Annotated in this window: 15 protein-coding genes and 2 riboswitches; of the genes, 9 read left to right on the forward strand and 6 right to left on the reverse strand. The window is 69.9% G+C overall.

Annotated features, from left to right (window positions below; translation table 11 throughout):
- Positions 1-27 precede the first annotated feature (27 nt).
- Entirely contained in the window at positions 28-918 is an 891-nt protein-coding gene (rfbD, locus tag VBO01S_RS04635) for a dTDP-4-dehydrorhamnose reductase (RefSeq protein WP_062471167.1), read from the reverse strand.
- Entirely contained in the window at positions 915-1,994 is a 1,080-nt protein-coding gene (gene rfbB / locus VBO01S_RS04640; protein WP_062471170.1) for a dTDP-glucose 4,6-dehydratase, read from the reverse strand. The genes rfbD and rfbB overlap by 4 nt, the downstream gene beginning before the upstream one ends.
- 117 nt (positions 1,995-2,111) lie before the next feature.
- Positions 2,112-2,202, forward strand: a riboswitch (glycine riboswitch).
- A gap of 44 nt (positions 2,203-2,246) precedes the next feature.
- Positions 2,247-2,353, forward strand: a riboswitch (glycine riboswitch).
- Positions 2,354-2,444: 91 nt separating this feature from the next.
- On the opposite strand from rfbB, the gene VBO01S_RS04645 reads away from it, so the two are divergent.
- On the forward strand, positions 2,445-3,752 hold the full coding sequence (locus VBO01S_RS04645) for a D-amino acid dehydrogenase (RefSeq protein ID WP_062471173.1): 1,308 nt from the start codon (positions 2,445-2,447) through the stop codon (positions 3,750-3,752).
- A 19-nt stretch (positions 3,753-3,771) separates the two neighbouring features.
- On the opposite strand, the gene VBO01S_RS04650 is transcribed toward VBO01S_RS04645, so the two are convergent.
- From VBO01S_RS04650 to VBO01S_RS04665, 4 genes are all read right to left on the reverse strand, one after another.
- Positions 3,772-5,187: an RtcB family protein gene (locus VBO01S_RS04650; RefSeq protein WP_062471176.1), complete on the reverse strand. Its 1,416-nt coding sequence runs from the start codon at positions 5,185-5,187 to the stop codon at positions 3,772-3,774.
- A gap of 214 nt (positions 5,188-5,401) precedes the next feature.
- A complete protein-coding gene (locus VBO01S_RS04655; protein ID WP_062471178.1) occupies positions 5,402-6,682 on the reverse strand; it encodes an FIST signal transduction protein in 1,281 nt (426 codons plus the stop codon).
- A 46-nt stretch (positions 6,683-6,728) separates the two neighbouring features.
- Positions 6,729-7,520, reverse strand: a complete 792-nt coding sequence (locus tag VBO01S_RS04660) for a PhaM family polyhydroxyalkanoate granule multifunctional regulatory protein (protein WP_062471181.1) — start codon at positions 7,518-7,520, stop codon at positions 6,729-6,731.
- Positions 7,521-7,584: 64 nt separating this feature from the next.
- Positions 7,585-9,006 carry an aminotransferase-like domain-containing protein gene (locus VBO01S_RS04665; RefSeq protein WP_062471215.1) on the reverse strand — a complete coding sequence of 474 codons (1,422 nt, stop codon included), beginning with the start codon at positions 9,004-9,006 and terminating at the stop codon, positions 7,585-7,587.
- A gap of 130 nt (positions 9,007-9,136) precedes the next feature.
- Between VBO01S_RS04665 and VBO01S_RS04670 the strand changes: the two genes are divergently transcribed.
- The 8 genes from VBO01S_RS04670 to VBO01S_RS04705 form a co-directional block, all read left to right on the forward strand.
- Complete coding sequence (locus VBO01S_RS04670) at positions 9,137-9,736, forward strand: LysE family translocator (protein WP_062471184.1); 600 nt, start codon at positions 9,137-9,139, stop codon at positions 9,734-9,736.
- On the forward strand, positions 9,733-10,680 hold the full coding sequence (locus VBO01S_RS04675) for a DMT family transporter (protein ID WP_062471187.1): 948 nt from the start codon (positions 9,733-9,735) through the stop codon (positions 10,678-10,680). Before VBO01S_RS04670 ends, VBO01S_RS04675 begins: the two co-directional genes overlap by 4 nt.
- Before the next feature lie 11 nt (positions 10,681-10,691).
- Complete coding sequence (locus VBO01S_RS04680; protein WP_062471216.1) at positions 10,692-11,099, forward strand: VOC family protein; 408 nt, start codon at positions 10,692-10,694, stop codon at positions 11,097-11,099.
- A 49-nt stretch (positions 11,100-11,148) separates the two neighbouring features.
- Positions 11,149-12,336: an aminotransferase-like domain-containing protein gene (locus VBO01S_RS04685; protein WP_062471189.1), complete on the forward strand. Its 1,188-nt coding sequence runs from the start codon at positions 11,149-11,151 to the stop codon at positions 12,334-12,336.
- 14 nt (positions 12,337-12,350) lie between these two features.
- Positions 12,351-12,998, forward strand: coding sequence for a DJ-1/PfpI family protein (locus VBO01S_RS04690; protein WP_062471192.1), 648 nt, complete (start codon positions 12,351-12,353; stop codon positions 12,996-12,998).
- Between the two features lie 5 nt (positions 12,999-13,003).
- Positions 13,004-13,645: a glutathione S-transferase family protein gene (locus tag VBO01S_RS04695; RefSeq protein WP_062471194.1), complete on the forward strand. Its 642-nt coding sequence runs from the start codon at positions 13,004-13,006 to the stop codon at positions 13,643-13,645.
- A gap of 5 nt (positions 13,646-13,650) precedes the next feature.
- Positions 13,651-14,574, forward strand: coding sequence for a PhzF family phenazine biosynthesis protein (locus VBO01S_RS04700; RefSeq protein ID WP_172438398.1), 924 nt, complete (start codon positions 13,651-13,653; stop codon positions 14,572-14,574).
- 14 nt (positions 14,575-14,588) lie between these two features.
- The coding region (locus VBO01S_RS04705) for a VOC family protein (protein ID WP_062471200.1) at positions 14,589-15,160 on the forward strand (572 nt) is incomplete at its 3' end.

Genomic DNA, 15,160 nt, shown 5'->3' on the forward strand with positions numbered 1-15,160 from the left:
CTGTGAGGGGCAGGAAAAATCAGTCGGTCAGAGCGTCTCGCGCAGCATGCGTGCCACGCCTTCCTGCCAAGGCGGCAGGCGCAGGCCGAAGGTGGCCTGCAGTTTGGTGGTGTCGAGCCGCGAGTTGTGCGGGCGCTTCGCGGGCGTCGGAAAGGCACTGGTGGGCACGGCCTCCACAGCCTGCGGGCCGGCCTTGAGTTCGACGCCGGCCTGCTGCGCCATCTCGAGCACGAAGCGCGCGTAGCCATGCCACGTGGTCTCGCCGCCGGCGATGGCGTGGTACAGGCCGGCCTTGGCCGGGTCTTGCAAGGTGGCGCGGATAGCGTGCGCGGTGATGTCGGCCAGCAGCTCGGCACCGGTCGGGGCGCCGAACTGGTCGTCGATGACCGTGAGCTTGTCGCGCTCCTTGGCCAGGCGCAGCATGGTCTTGGCGAAGTTGCCGCCGCGTGCGGCGTACACCCAGCTGGTGCGAAAGATCAGGTGCTTCGCGCAATGCTGCGCCACCAACTGCTCGCCTTCGAGCTTGGTCTGGCCGTACACGCTGAGCGGGCCGGTCGCGTCGTCTTCTTTCCAGGGGCGGGTGCCGCTGCCGTCGAAGACGTAGTCGGTGGAGTAATGCACCATCAGCGCGCCGATCTGCTGCGCGGCCTCGGCCACCACGCCGGGCGAGGTGGCGTTGAGCTTGCGCGCGAAGTCGGGCTCGCTCTCGGCCTTGTCGACGGCGGTGTGCGCGGCGGCATTGACGATGACGTCGGGACGCACCGCCAGCACCGTGGCGGCCAGCTGCTCGGGGCGGCTGAAGTCGGCGTGGAAGTCAGTGCTGTCGAAATCGAGTGCGACCACTTCGCCGAGCGGCGCGAGGCTGCGCTGCAGCTCCCAGCCGACCTGTCCCCCCTTGCCGAGCAGCAGCAACTTCATGCGGAAGCCTTTGCAGGCGCAGCGTCGTATTGCTTCTCGACCCATTCGCGGTACGCGCCGCTTTGCACGTTGCGCACCCACTCGCCGTTCGCGAGGTACCACTGGACGGTCTTGCGGATGCCGGTGTCGAAAGTCTCGGCGGGCTTCCAGCCGAGTTCGCGTTCGAGCTTGCGTGCATCGATGGCGTAGCGGCGGTCGTGGCCCGGGCGGTCCGTGACGTAGGTGATCTGTTCCTTGTACGGCTTGCCGTCGGCGCGCGGGCTCAGCTCGTCGAGCAGGGCGCACACGGTGTTGACGATCTCGATGTTGGGCTTCTCGTTCCAGCCGCCGACGTTGTAGGTCTCGCCGAGCTTGCCGGCTTCGAGCACGCGGCGGATGGCGCTGCAGTGGTCCTTCACGTAGAGCCAGTCGCGCACCTGCATGCCGTCGCCGTACACGGGCAGGTTCTTGCCGGCCAGTGCGTTGACGATCATCAGCGGGATCAGCTTCTCGGGGAAGTGGAACGGGCCGTAGTTGTTCGAGCAGTTGGTGGTGACCACCGGCAGGCCGTAGGTGTGGTGCCAGGCGCGCACGAGGTGGTCGCTGGCGGCCTTGCTGGCCGAGTACGGGCTGTTGGGCTCGTACTTGTTCTCTTCGGTGAAGGCCGGGTCGGTCTTGGAGAGCGAGCCGTAGACCTCGTCGGTCGACACGTGCAGGAAGCGGAAGGCGGCCTTCTGGTCGGCCGGCAGGGCGTTCCAGTAGCCGCGCACCGATTCGAGCAGGCGGAAGGTGCCGAGCACATTGGTCTGCACGAAGTCTTCCGGGCCGTGGATCGAACGATCCACATGCGATTCCGCGGCAAAGTTCACGACGGCACGGGGTTTGTGCTCGGCCAGCAGGCGATCGAGCAGCGCGCTGTCGCCGATGTCGCCCTGCACGAAGACGTGGCTCGCGTTGCCCTTGAGCGACGCGAGGGTCTCGAGGTTGCCCGCGTAGGTCAGCTTGTCGAGGTTCACGACGGGCTCGTTGCCCTGCGCGATCCAGTCGAGCACGAAATTGGCGCCAATGAAGCCTGCGCCGCCGGTAACCAGGATCATGAGGTCCCCACCTGTAGAAAAAAGTTTGCTTTACCAAAAATCAACATTCAATTATCCCATCGGTGTGAAGTGCCGATGTACAGGGCTTGGCCGGCTTGCGGGGCCCGCCTACAATCGCCAACAATTGCAGGAGAGCGGGCCTCCACGGAGGCCCTACCGAAGGCGCAAACTCCCATAAACGCTCAGGTCGGCCCGACGAAATTCCAGGCAACGCCCAGGAACTTCGGCAAGGGGTCAGTACTGCACTCACCGATACAGCCGTCTGGAGAGCCGCCACGCCATGTGGCGCACCGAAGGAGCAAACCCGCTGCGGGTGCAGCAGGGTGAATCTCTCAGGTACCGAGGACAGGGGGAGCGGCAACTTGGACATCGGTCGCCCGGTTGCTTGCTATTGATTCAATAGCACTCCACGCCCGCCGTTCAAGCGCTGCAAACTCAAAGGTACTTGCAATGCGTGTGATCGTTCTTGGCGCCGGCCTGCTCGGCGTGACTTCAGCCTACTACCTCCAGCAACTCGGCCACGAGGTGACCGTGATCGACCGGCAGGCCACCCCGGCCGCCGAAACCAGCTTCGCCAACGGCGGCCAGATCTCGGTCAGCCATGCCGAACCCTGGGCCAATCCGAGCGCACCGCTGAAGGTGCTGCAATGGCTCGGCAAGGAAGATGCGCCGCTGCTCTTTCGCATCCGCGCCGACATGCGCCAGTGGCTCTGGGGCCTGCAGTTCCTGCGCGAATGCACCCCCGCGCGCACCCGCCACAACATCGAACAGATCGTTCGTCTCGGTACATACAGCCGGGAAATGTTGCAGCAATTGCGTCGAGACACCGGCCTGAACTATGACCAGCGCACGCAAGGCATCCTGCACTTCTACACGACGCAAAAAGAATTCGACGGCGCCCTCGCGCCCGCCGAGCAGATGCGTGCCCTGGGCTGCGAGCGGCTGGTCATCTCGGCCGACGAGGCCATCAAGATCGAACCCGCCCTCGCCCACATCCGCCCCCAACTCGCCGGCGCCACCTACACCGCCGAAGACGAGTCGGGCGACGCCAACCGCTTCGCGCGCGAGCTCGTGAAGCTGGCCGAGGCGGCCGGCGTGAAGTTCCTCATGAGCCACACGGTGACCGCGCTGCGCGAAGCCGGCGGCAGCATCGACCACGTCGAGGCGACCGACAACGAAGGCCGCTTCCAGCGCATCCGCGGCGATGCCTTCGTGCTTGCGATGGGTTCGCTGAGCCCGCTGTACGCCGCGCCGCTGGGCATCCGCCTGCCGATCTACCCGGCCAAGGGCTACTCGGTGACCCTGCCCGTGAAGGACGCGTCGAAGGCGCACCAGGTCTCGCTGACCGACGACGAATACAAGCTGGTGTTCTCGCGCTACACCTCCGAATCGGGCGACCGCCTGCGCATCGCCGGCACGGCCGAGCTCAACGGCTACGACCGCGACCTGAACCGCGTGCGCTGCGAAGCCATCGTGCGGCGCGTCGAAGAGCTCTTCCCCGGCGCCGGCGACACCGAGCGCGCGCAGTTCTGGACCGGCCTGCGCCCGGCCACGCCGAGCAACGTGCCGCTGATCGGCAAGACCAAGCTGCCGAACCTGTTCCTCAACACCGGCCACGGCACGCTCGGCTGGACGCACGCCTGCGGCTCGGGCAAGTCGATCGCGCGCATCGTGAGCGGGCTGGCGCCCGAGGTCGATTTCGCGTTCGCCGGCATGCCGGCGCCCGCGCCACGCGCCGTGCAGCCCGCGCTGGGCTGACACGACACGCGCCCTCGGGTTACGCCTTGAACGTGACCCAGGGCTTGAGCCGCACGGCGCAGCGGATGAGCCCCGCGCTTTCCTGCGCCTCGATCACCGCGCCGATCGGCTTGTAGGCCTGCGGCGCCTCTTCGATGCGGCGCTCCTCGCGCAAGGTCACACACTGCCAGCTGGCATCGGCGTCGCCGGGCGCGGGCCGCATCGCGCGCACTTCCTGCCGACGCATGCGACGGCCGGCGCCATGGCTGCACGACCACAGCCAGTCTTCATGCCCCAGCCCGGTCGCGAGGTACGAGTGATCGCCCATCGAGCCGGGAATCAGCGCCAGGTCGCCCGCGTGCGCCGGCGTCGCGCCCTTGCGGTGGATGTTCATGCCATGCTCGCGCAGCACGACGTTGTGCGGCACGTCGACCACCAGCATCGACGCCGTGGCGCCCAGCAGCTCGGCGAAGTCCTTGCGCACCAGCTCGGCCAGCACGACGCGGTTGGCCCACGCATAGCGCGCGGCCACGCCCATGGCTTCCAGGTACTCCTGCGCCAGCGGCCCCGCCAGGCCGTACAGCCCGCTCTTCGGATGGCGCAGGCCTTGCGGCCACTCGGCCCGCGCGCGGTCCATCCTGCGGCCGCCGACATGGAACCCGATGTCGCGCGAGCCGCTGTGGATCATCACGACGACCTCGCCCGCCTTGAGGCCCGCGCGGTAGGCCGCGTGCCGATCCATCACCTGGTCGACCACCTGCAGCTCGACGAAGTGGTTGCCGCTGCCCGGCGTGCCCAGGCACGGATCGCGGAACACCTCGTGGCGCGCGCCGGTGTACGCCGGCGGTGCGTGCCGCGACTGCCCGCCGAAGCTCGCCAGGCCGATGCACGCGCCGATCTCGGCCTGCAGTCGGTCGCGGTCGCAGGCGGCCCAGAGCCCGTCGTTGCGCACGGCGTCGAGGAACGCGGCCGGCCCGTCGTCGAACAGCCCGCGAAACGCCGCCGTGTGCACCGGCACGTCGCGCCCGTTGTCGAGCAGGCTGCGCGTGAGCCGCGCGAGCAGCTGCGTCTTGTGCGGCGCCACCTGGTCCAGCGTGAGGCCGGTGGTCAGCAGGCGCATGCCGCAGTTGATGTCGGTGCCGACCGCGGCGGGGATCACGAAGTCGCCATCGGTGGCGACGACGCTGCCCACCGGCGCGACCGAGCCCGGATGAAAGTCCGGCGTCGCGCAGGCCTTGCACACACCGTGCGCGCCGTCGGGCGAGCGCACGCTGGCGAAGGCCAGCAGCTGGTTCACCGCCTTCTCTTCCAGCGGCAGGCTCTGCGGCAGAAGCACGGTCGCCTGCGCGGCTTCGTTGCGCAGGTGATAGATGCCGTCGCGGTAATCGACGGCGATGTGGGCGCGCGAAAAGGCGCGCTGGAGTCTCGAAAAATGACTATTGGTAGGGCTGCCCATGGCTGCAATTCCATTCGGGGAAACCGTGTCGGTTTCCGGGCCCCGTCACGTCGCGTGGCGGGGCGAAAGAGATCGACCGCGTGCCTCGGGGCGCGCGGATCACTCTTTCTTGCAGCAGCAGAGATTCAAGAAAGCGGGCGGATTCTAGCGATGCGAAGCGCCTGCGAACACAGGGCGCAGGCGCGCGCATCGTTTTTTCCCGTCAGTCAGCCAGTCAGTCCGGCGCGGTGAACACCGTCAGCACGCCGGTGTAGCCGTACAGGTGATGGCGTGCGATCTCGCCGGCGGCGAAGAAGCCGACCAGCGGCACGTCGCCCAGCGCATGCCGCACGATCTGCAGTTCGGCGCCCGGCGCACCGAAGTGCGGGCCGCCGCGCCCCGAGCAGCTCACGTACACCGCGCCCGCGATGCGCCGCGCCGGATGCGGTGCGGCCTCGGCCTCGCCGGCCGCCACGGCGCGCGCGGTGGCCAGCGTCTGTTCTTCGGGCTCGAGTTCTTCGCGGATCTCGGCGCAGATGCGCATCAGGTCGGCGCGTGCTGCCTGCGCGTTGCGGCGGCAGAAACTCAGCCGCATGCCGGCCTCGGCGTTGTCGGCAATGGCGATGCCGCGCCGCGTCGGATCAAGGCCGATGATGTGGCGCACCAGCACGTCGGCGCCCAGGTCGCCGGTGCGGCGGATGCCGTCGCTGCCCGCGTCGGCCAGGCCGACCAGCGTGTTGCGCACGGCGTCGATGGCCTCCTGCGGCCGGTCGAGCGACACCTGCAGGTCGGCCAGCAGCACGTCGAGCGCCGGCTCGCCGTCGAGCGACAGCAGCAGGTTGCCGTCGGCCTCGGTGATCTCGCGCTCGCGCGCGCCGCCCGTGCGCAGCGGCTGGCAGCCTTGCGTGACGCGCGACACCAGCCGCACGCCCTCGCCGAACACCACGCCCGACAAGCCGCCCGAGAACACGCCGCCCGCCGCGCCGTGGCCGCGGATGTTGCCGTTGCCGCCGACCGCGAACTGCAGCGCCCCGCCGCGGCCGGACGAGAGCCCGCCGAACAGGTAGCCGGTGTCGGTGCGCCCCGCCATCTCGCCGATGAGCTCACCCAGGTCGGGCGTGGCGGGGTCGGCGTGCACGAGCGCGGTGTGCGCCTCGAAGCCGCTCATTTCGGAGCTGCCCAGCGGCGCCACGCCGGAGAACACGCGGTACTGGTCGCTGGACAGCGCGCACAGCATCAGGCTCAGGCCGGGCTCGTCGAAGTACTCGGCGTTGTTGGCCGACACGCCGATGCCGACGGTGCCCGACCAGTCGGTGACCTCGGGCAGTTCGGCACTCAGGTGATCGAGGATCTCCTGCGCCTCGGCCGCGTAGTGGTCGGTGATGTAGAGCAGCCCGAGCGTCGGGTTCGACGCGTAGTCGGGCAGCGCCATCTGCGCGCGCAACTGGGCCAGCACGAGGCCGGCGGCCATGCGCCATTGCGGGTGGGTGGCATGGCCGGTGGGAAACAGTTTCATGGTGCGTACCGACCCGTGCGTCGTCTGGAAAGGTGTCTGTAAGACGTCAGCGCCGGCCGGAGGTTCGCTTGCGCGCGGCGGTGGACGTGGTTTTCTTGCGCGCGGCGGGTGCCGGCGCGGCTTTCTTGGCGGCGGCTTTCTTCGCCGCGGTCTTGGCGGCCGGCTTGCGCGCCGCCGTCGCCTTGCCGATGACCTGCCCCACGGCGTCGGCCAGCGGCTGCGCCATGGCCGGCACCTTGAGCTGCGCCGCGTCCTGCAGCGCCGTGCTCGCGATCTGCTGGAACTGCTCGGTGAGCGAGCCCCACCATTGCATCGGGTCGACCACGCCGGCGGCGCCGTTGGACGAGGCGGGCTTGGCGCGCGACGTCTTCTTCGGCGCCGGGGCTTCCTCTTCTTCCGCTTCTTCCTCGGCCTCGTCGAACTCTTCTTCCTCTTCCTCGACGGGCTCCGGTTCGGGCCGCGGTGCGGGGGCAGGGGCAGGGGCCGGTGCAGGCGCTGGCGCCATGACCGCGGCCTGCTTGGTGAACGCACTGGCGATGTCTTCCATCCGCACGTTCATGCCGCGCAGGGTCGACAGCGTCATCTTCTGCACCTCGAGCGCCTGGATGGTCGCCTTGAGCGCATGGCCGTTCTGTTCGAGCCAGTACTGGACGGTCTTGAGTTCCTGGATGCGCTTGTCGACCTCTTCGACGCTCATGGTGGGCGCGACCCAACTCGCGAGGCTGGGGATGCCGGGCACCGACCCGGAGCCCGCGGCGGCACCGCCGGCGAGGTTCTTCAGGAAGTCGAATCCGGGGACGAACTGGCTGAAGTCGAAGGGTTTGCTGGCGTTGCTCATGCGGGAGGTCTCCTGGCTGGGTTTTCTTGTGTTGCCAGCTTACTCCAAGCCCCTTGCAAGCGAATCAGAGCTCGTCCCTGACCCGGCTGAAAACCTTCCAGAAATTCGCGTCCTGCGAGGTCGCGAAGTTGATCCGCATCATCGTGCTCGGCGGGCGGCGCGCATGGAACAGCGAGCCCGGCGCCAGCAGGTAGCCCTGGTCGAGCATGCGTTGCGTGAGCGCGTCGGTGTCCACGCCCGTGTCGACCCAGCCGAACAGCCCGGCCGGCTCCGAGGCGAAGGTGCAGCCGTGCGACATGGCGAGCTTCACCGCGCGGCCGCGCGCGCCGTCCAGGCGGATGCGCACGCGCTCCGAATGACGGCGCAGCTGGCCCTGATCGATGCACCACGACAGCGCCCGCTCGAACAGCGTGGGCGAGGTCAGCGTGGCCAGCAGCTTGGTCTCGAGCAGCCGCTCTTTCAGCGCGGGCGAAGCGGCCAGGAAGCCGATGCGCCAGTTGGGCGCCAGGATCTTCGCGAAGCCGCTGACGTAGATGGTGCGCTGCAGCCCGTCGAGCGCGCTCAGGCGCGTGGCGTGCTCCGGCGCGAGGTGGCTGTAGGTGTCGTCCTCGACGATGTGGAAGTCGTGTTCGTTGGCCAGCTTGAGCACGCGGTGCGCGCTGCCCGGCGTGAGGCTGTAGCCAGTCGGGTTGTGCAGCACGCTCACGCTGACGAAGAGCTTGGGGCTGTGCAGCTTGCAATACTGCGCCATCACGTCCAGGTCGGGCCCGTCGGCGCGGCGCGGCACGGGCAGGATGCGCATGCCCAGCGCTTCGAGCCGCGCGAACTCCAGCGCCCAGCCGGGTTCCTCGACCATCACCGGATCGCCCGCGCGCAACAGCGTGCGGCTCACGATGTCCAGCGCGTGCGTGGCGCCGATGGTGGTCACGATCTGGTCCGGCCCGGCCGGCACGTTGATGCGCACCAGCTTCTGCGACAGGCTGCGGCGCAGCGCGAGGTCGCCCGAGGGCTCGCCGTACTGCAGCGACAGTTCCTGCAGCGCCGACGTGGTCGTCACGCGGCGCACCGCGGTCGCCAGGAAGGTCGAGGCCATCCAGTCGGGCGGAAACACGCCCATGCCCGGCTGCGGCTTGTCGCTCGGGCGGTGGAACATGCTGCGGATCAGCGAGCTGGCGTCGGCCGGCACGCGCGAGGCCATCATCGGCAGCACCACGGGCACGGCATGCGCCGGGTTGCGCGAGCTCTCGGGCGCCGGCGCCGCGTCGCGCACGTAGAAGCCGCGCTGGCGGCGCGCCTCGACCAGCCCTTGCGCGAGCAGCTGGTCGTACGCGGCGACCACGGTGTACGGGCTCACGCCCTGCTGGCGCGCGCACTCGCGCACCGAGGGCAGGCGCGCGCCGGGTGCCAGCAGCCGGTTGCGGATGCGCTCGGCGAGGCGGTCGGCCAGCTGCCCGGTCAGGGACTGGGTGGAGGTTCGGGTCAGCATCGGGTCGGACTGCATCGCACAGAGAGCAAGAAAAGGGCGGCGTGTGTCGAAGGAATGACCAATACAGATTTCAGATTTGTTCGATCATCTGTACTGGAACTGTAATGGTCCAAAGTTTAGAGTCTGTGACATGAACTGGCAAGAATTCACCGCGCTGCTGGTGCTGGCCACGGCGATGAGCTTCTCGCCCGGCCCCAACACCACGCTCTCCACCGCCCTGGCGGCCAACGGCGGCCTGCCGCGCGCCATGCGCTTCGTGGTCGCGGTGCCGGTGGGCTGGACCTTGCTGCTGGCCATCTGCGCGGCCGGCCTCGGCGCGCTGGTGGTGGCCATGCCACCGCTGCGCCTGGCGATCAAGGGCCTGGGCATCGCCTACCTGCTGTGGCTGGCCTACAAGCTCAGCGGCAGCGCCCAGCTCGGCAAGGCCGACAGCGCCCGCCTCTCGGTCGGCTTCGGGCAGGGCGTGATGCTGCAGTTCGTGAACATCAAGGCCTGGCTGCTGGCGCTCACGCTGGTGGCGGGCTGGATCGCCGGCCAACCCGACGCGCTCGCGCGCTTCGCCATCGTCGCGCCCGTGATGCTGACCTACGCCTTCACCAGCAACTTCGCCTATGCGCTGGTCGGCGCACTGCTGCGCGAGTGGCTGGCCAAAGGCACGCGCCTGCTGTGGTTCAACCGCGCGATGGGCCTGATCCTCGTGCTCACGGCCTGGTGGATGGTGGGCGTATGAAGCTCGCCCTCAAGGACGAAACGCTGGGCATGTGGCTCGGGGTGGTCGGCGTGGCGCTGTTCGCCATCACGCTGCCGATGACGCGGCTGGCCACGGGCACGCAAGAGGCGCCGCAGCTGTCGCCGTGGTTCGTCACGCTCGGGCGCGCGGCGCTGGCGGGCGTGCTGTCGGCCATCTTTTTGCTGGTCACGCGCTCGCCGCGCCCGGCAGCGCACCAGTGGAAGCCGCTGGGCATGGCGGTGCTGGGCAACTGCATCGGCTTTCCGCTGCTGCTGGCCTTTGCGCTGCGCGTGGTCACGGCCAGCCACGCGGCGGTGGTGACGGCGCTGCTGCCGCTGGTCACGGCCGCGGTCGCGGCCTGGGTGCTGCACCAGCGCGCGCGGCTGGGCTTCTGGCTCTGCGCCATCGCGGGCAGCCTGCTGGTGGTGGTGTTCTCGGTGCTGCGCGCGCAGCAGAGCGGCCACGGCTTCGGTTTCGAATGGGCCGACCTGCTGCTGGTCGGCGCGGTCGTCGCGGCCTCGGTCGGCTACATCTACGGCGCGCAGGTCACGCCGTCGCTGGGCGCCGAGCGCGTGATCTGCTGGGTCTGCGTGATGGCGCTGCCCGTGACGCTGCCCGCCACCATCGCCCTGTGGCCGCAGCAGCCCGTGGCCGCCTCGGCCTGGATCGGCTTCACCTACGTGGGCATGTTCTCGATGTGGATCGGCTTCTTCGCCTGGTACCGCGGCCTGGCCCTGGGCGGCGCGCTGCGCGTGAGCCAGACGCAGCTGCTGCAGCCCTTCCTGTCGATCCTCGCGTCGATCCCGCTACTGGGCGAACCGCTCGACCTGGTGACGCTGGGCTTCGCCGCCGCCGTGGTCGCCACGGTGGTCGCGGGCAAGCGGCTGTCGCAACCGGCGGCGCCTGCCGTTCCACGCGGCGCCGAGCCGCAGGCCAGGAGCTGACCACCATGACGCTGTTCAGCCATGTCACCGTCGGCTGCACCGACCTGCCGCGCGCCGCCGCCTTCTACGACGCGGTGCTGGCCCCGCTCGGCCTGATCCGCCGCCCCGTGACGCCCGACGGCGGCCCCGATGCCGCCTGCTGGATCGCTCCGGGCCAGACGCTCCCGCGCTTTTACGTGTACATCCCGCTGGACGGCGAACCCGCCAGCGCCGGCAACGGCAGCATGGTCGCGTTCTGCGCGCCCTCGCCGCAGGCCGTTCATGCCGCCCACGAGGCGGCCCTGCGCCACGGTGGCCGCGACGAAGGCGCGCCCGGGCCCCGCCCCCGCTACGGGCAGGGCTATTACGGCGCCTACCTGCGCGACCCGGACGGCAACAAAATCCATGTCGTGCACCGTGGCGACATCCCGCCATCCTGACGACACACTCAGACTCACCTCTCATTCGCCAGAAAGAAGAAAGCCTCCCATGAACTGGAAACTCGCCGCCCGCGCCGCCAAGATGAATCCTTCGGTGCTGCGTGAAATCCTCAAGGTCACCGAGCGCCCCGGCATCATCAGCCTGGCCGGCGGCCTGCCTTCGCCCAAGACCTTCCCGATCCAGGAGTTCGCCGACGCCTGCGCCGAAGTGCTGCACAACGACGGCCAGGCCGCGCTGCAGTACGCCGCCAGCGAAGGCTATGCGCCGCTGCGCCAGGCCGTGGCCGACATGCTGCCCTGGGACGTCGACGCCTCGCAGGTGCTCATCACCACCGGCTCGCAGCAGGGCCTGGATCTCGTGGCCAAGGTGCTGATCGATCCGGGCAGCAAGGTGCTCGTCGAGACGCCCACCTACCTGGGCGCGCTGCAGGCCTTCGGCCCAATGGAGCCGCACCCCGTGGGCGTGGCCAGCGACGACGAGGGCGTGATCGTCGACGACCTCGTGAGCAAGGCGGCCGACGCGCGCTTCGTCTACCTGCTGCCCAACTTCCAGAACCCCACCGGCCGCACCATGACCGAGGCGCGCCGCGCCGCGGTCTCGGCCGCAGCCGCCGCCGCGAACCTGCCGATCGTCGAGGACAACCCCTACGGCGAGCTCTGGTTCGACGAAGCCCCGCCGCTGCCGCTGGCCGCGCGCAACCCCGAGGGCGTGATCTACCTGGGCTCGTTCTCCAAGGTGCTGGCCCCGGGCCTGCGCCTGGGCTTCCTGGTGGCGCCGAAGGCCATCTTCCCCAAGCTGCTGCAGGCCAAGCAGGCGGTCGACCTGCACACGCCGATCTTCACGCAGCGCATGGTCTCGGCCGTGATGAAGGACGGCTTCCTCGACCGTCACGTGCCCACCATCCGCGCGCTGTACAAGCGCCAGCGCGATGCGATGATCGCCGCGCTGCACCGCGAGATGGCCGGCCTCGACGTGAAGTTCAACGCACCCAAGGGCGGCATGTTCCTGTGGGCGCGCCTGCCCGAGGGCATCGACACCGTGACCCTGCTGCCCAAGGCCGTGGAGCGCAACGTGGCCTTCGTGCCCGGCGCGCCGTTCTACGCGGGCGAAGGCGATCCGCGCACGCTGCGCCTGTCGTTCGTGACCGCCAGCGTCGAGGAGATCGACACCGCCATCGCCGCGCTCGCCGTCACGCTGCGCGAAGAGCTGGCGCTGCTGGCCCCCGCCCACGCCTGACAAAGCCGACGACGATGCACATCGCCATCCTCACCTTCGACGGCTTCAACGAGCTCGACTCGCTGGTTGCGCTCGGCGTGCTCAACCGCGTGAAGAAGCCGGGCTGGCGCGTGACGCTGGCCTCGCCCAGCGCCACCGTGACCTCGATGAACGGCGTCACGGTGCATGCCACCGAGCCGCTCGAAGCAGCCTGCGAGGCGGGCGCGGTGATCGTCGGCAGCGGCATCCGCACACGCGAGATCGCCGCCGACGCGGGCCTGATGGGCGTGCTGCGCGGGCTCGACCCGTCGCGCCAGCTCATCGGCGCGCAATGCTCGGGCACGCTGCTGCTGGCCAAGCTCGGCCTGCTGGGCACGGTGCCGGCCTGCACCGACCTCACGACCAAGCCCTGGGTGCAGGAGGCCGGCGTCGAGGTGCTCAACCAGCCCTTCTTCGCGCAGGGCAACGTGGCGACCGCGGGCGGCTGCTTCTCGGCGCCCTACCTCGCGGCGTGGCTCATCGCGCGCACCGAAGGGCTCGAGGCCGCGAAGAGCGCGCTGCATTACGTCGCGCCGGTCGGCGAGAAAGACGACTACGTGGCGCGCGCGATGCGCAACATCGAACCGTACCTGCAGACCCGGCCATCGGCCACGGCCGACGCCCTCTCCGCACAAGGACACTGAACACCATGCTCAACATCTGGGGCCGCATCAGTTCGATCAACGTGCGCAAGGTCGTGTGGTGCGCGCAGGAGCTCGGGCTCGACTTCCAGCGCACCGAGGCCGGCGGCAAATTCGGCGTGGTGCAGACGCCCGAATACCGCGCGCTCAACCCGAACGCCATGGTGCCCACCATCGACGACGGCGAAGGCGCCGAGCGCGTCACGCTGTGGGAGTCGAACGTCATCGTGCGCTACCTGTGCGCCCGCTACTCGCACGGCACGCTCTACCCGAGTGAGCTGCCCGCGCGCTTCGACGCCGAGCGCTGGATGGACTGGCAGCAGACCACGCTCAACCGCGCCAGCCGCGACGCCTTCGTGCAATGGGTGCGCACGGCGCCCTCGGAGCGCCAGCCCGCGCTGATCGCCGCGTCGGTGCGCGAGAGCGAGGCGCTGTTCGCGATGCTCGACGCGCACCTCGCGCAGCGCCCCTACATGGCCGGCGAGCGCTTCACCATGGCCGACATCCCGATCGGCTGCGAGGCGCACCGCTGGTTCGGCCTGCCCGGCGCCGAGTACCGCCGGCCGGCCTGGCCGAACGTCGAACGTTGGTATTCGGAACTGCTTTCCCGCCCGGGCACGCGCGGCGTGCTCGATCTATCCCTCGAATGACCCTGATGAAATCCCGCCCCTTCAAGCAAGTCGACGTCTTCACCGCCACCGCCTACTACGGCAACCCGCTCGCGGTGGTGATCGACGGCCAGGACCTGGACGACGCCGCCATGCAGCGCTTCGCGCAGTGGACCAACCTGTCGGAGACCACCTTCCTGCTGCCGCCGACCGACCCGGGCGCCGACTACCGCGTGCGCATCTTCACGCCCGGCGGCGAGCTGCCCTTTGCCGGCCACCCGACCATCGGCAGCTGCCATGCGTGGCTGCAGGCCGGCGGCAAGCCCAAGGTGGCGGGCCGCGTGGTGCAGCAGTGCGGCGCCGGCCTCGTGCCGCTGCGGCGCGACGGCGAGCGCCTGGCCTTTGCCGCGCCGCCGCTCAAGCGCAGCGCCCCGAGCCCCGCGCTGCTGGCCAAGGTGGCCGGCGCGCTGGGCCTGAAGGCGCAGCAGGTCATCGCGGCGCAGGTGCTCGACAACGGCCCGGTCTGGTTCGGCTTGCTGCTGAACGACGCCGACGCCGTGCTGGCGCTGCAGCCCGACCACCGCGCACTCAAGGAACTGGGCGTGAAGGCCGGCGTGGCCGGCGTGCCCTCGGCGCACGACACCTCGCTGCTCATCGGCCGCTCGAACCGCGAGGCGCGCGCCTTCGGCAACCGCCCCGCCACGCCGAACGACGACGGCGCCAAGATCGACCTCGAGGTGCGCGCCTTCGCCGAGCCCATCGGCGTGCAGGAAGACCCGGTCACCGGCAGCCTCAACGCCAGCCTGGCCGAATGGCTGATCGCCGACGGCCACATGCCCGAGCGCTACCTGGCCGCGCAAGGCCAGTGCCTGGGCCGCGCGGGCCGCGTGCACATCGAGCGCGACAGCGACGGCACGATCTGGGTCGGCGGCGATGCCGTGACCTGCGTCGACGGCCACGTCACGCTCTGAACGAAAGCCACACCATGCACCCCGCCGAAGTCGACCACCTGGTGATCGCTGCCGCCTCGCTGGCGGAGGGCGTGGCATGGTGCGAGGCCACGCTCGGCGTCACGCCCGCGCCCGGCGGCGTGCACCCACTCATGGGCACGCACAACCGGCTGCTGAACATCGCGAGCGCCGCGTTCCCGCGCGCCTATGCCGAGATCATCGCCATCGAGCCCGGCAAGGCGCCGTCGCGGCCGAAGACGCGCCGCTGGTTCGACCTGGACGACGCCGCGCTGCAGGCCGCGCTCGCGCAGCGCGGCCCGCGCCTCATCCACTTCGTGGCGCGCGTGCCCGATGCGCACGCCGCCACGCAGGCGCTCGCGCGCGAGGAGCATGCGCACATCGACCGCGGCCACCTGCTCGAAGCCTCGCGCGATACGCCGGCCGGCCGGCTCGAGTGGCAGATCACGGTGCGCGACGACGGCCAGCGCCTGTTCTACGGCGCGCTGCCCACGCTGATCCAGTGGGGCGCGGTGCACCCCACCGACGCCATGCCCGCCTCGGGCCTGGCGCTGCGTTCGCTGCGCGTGGCGCATCCGCGCGCGCCGGC

The sequence above is a fragment of the Variovorax boronicumulans NBRC 103145 genome (genome assembly GCF_001591345.1).
GTDB classification, from domain to species: Bacteria; Pseudomonadota; Gammaproteobacteria; order Burkholderiales; family Burkholderiaceae_C; genus Variovorax; species Variovorax boronicumulans.

Coding starts and splice junctions, on each gene's coding strand:
- VBO01S_RS04655 (WP_062471178.1), bottom strand. CDS start 6,682: ATGAAACTGTTTCCCACCGGCCATGCCACCCACCCGCAATGGCGCATG.
- VBO01S_RS04675 (WP_062471187.1), top strand. CDS start 9,733: ATGAAGCTCGCCCTCAAGGACGAAACGCTGGGCATGTGGCTCGGGGTG.
- VBO01S_RS04650 (WP_062471176.1), bottom strand. CDS start 5,187: ATGGGCAGCCCTACCAATAGTCATTTTTCGAGACTCCAGCGCGCCTTT.
- VBO01S_RS04670 (WP_062471184.1), top strand. CDS start 9,137: ATGAACTGGCAAGAATTCACCGCGCTGCTGGTGCTGGCCACGGCGATG.
- VBO01S_RS04665 (WP_062471215.1), bottom strand. CDS start 9,006: ATGCTGACCCGAACCTCCACCCAGTCCCTGACCGGGCAGCTGGCCGAC.
- VBO01S_RS04660 (WP_062471181.1), bottom strand. CDS start 7,520: ATGAGCAACGCCAGCAAACCCTTCGACTTCAGCCAGTTCGTCCCCGGA.
- VBO01S_RS04645 (WP_062471173.1), top strand. CDS start 2,445: ATGCGTGTGATCGTTCTTGGCGCCGGCCTGCTCGGCGTGACTTCAGCC.
- VBO01S_RS04700 (WP_172438398.1), top strand. CDS start 13,651: ATGAAATCCCGCCCCTTCAAGCAAGTCGACGTCTTCACCGCCACCGCC.
- rfbD (WP_062471167.1), bottom strand. CDS start 918: ATGAAGTTGCTGCTGCTCGGCAAGGGGGGACAGGTCGGCTGGGAGCTG.
- VBO01S_RS04685 (WP_062471189.1), top strand. CDS start 11,149: ATGAACTGGAAACTCGCCGCCCGCGCCGCCAAGATGAATCCTTCGGTG.
- VBO01S_RS04690 (WP_062471192.1), top strand. CDS start 12,351: ATGCACATCGCCATCCTCACCTTCGACGGCTTCAACGAGCTCGACTCG.
- VBO01S_RS04695 (WP_062471194.1), top strand. CDS start 13,004: ATGCTCAACATCTGGGGCCGCATCAGTTCGATCAACGTGCGCAAGGTC.
- rfbB (WP_062471170.1), bottom strand. CDS start 1,994: ATGATCCTGGTTACCGGCGGCGCAGGCTTCATTGGCGCCAATTTCGTG.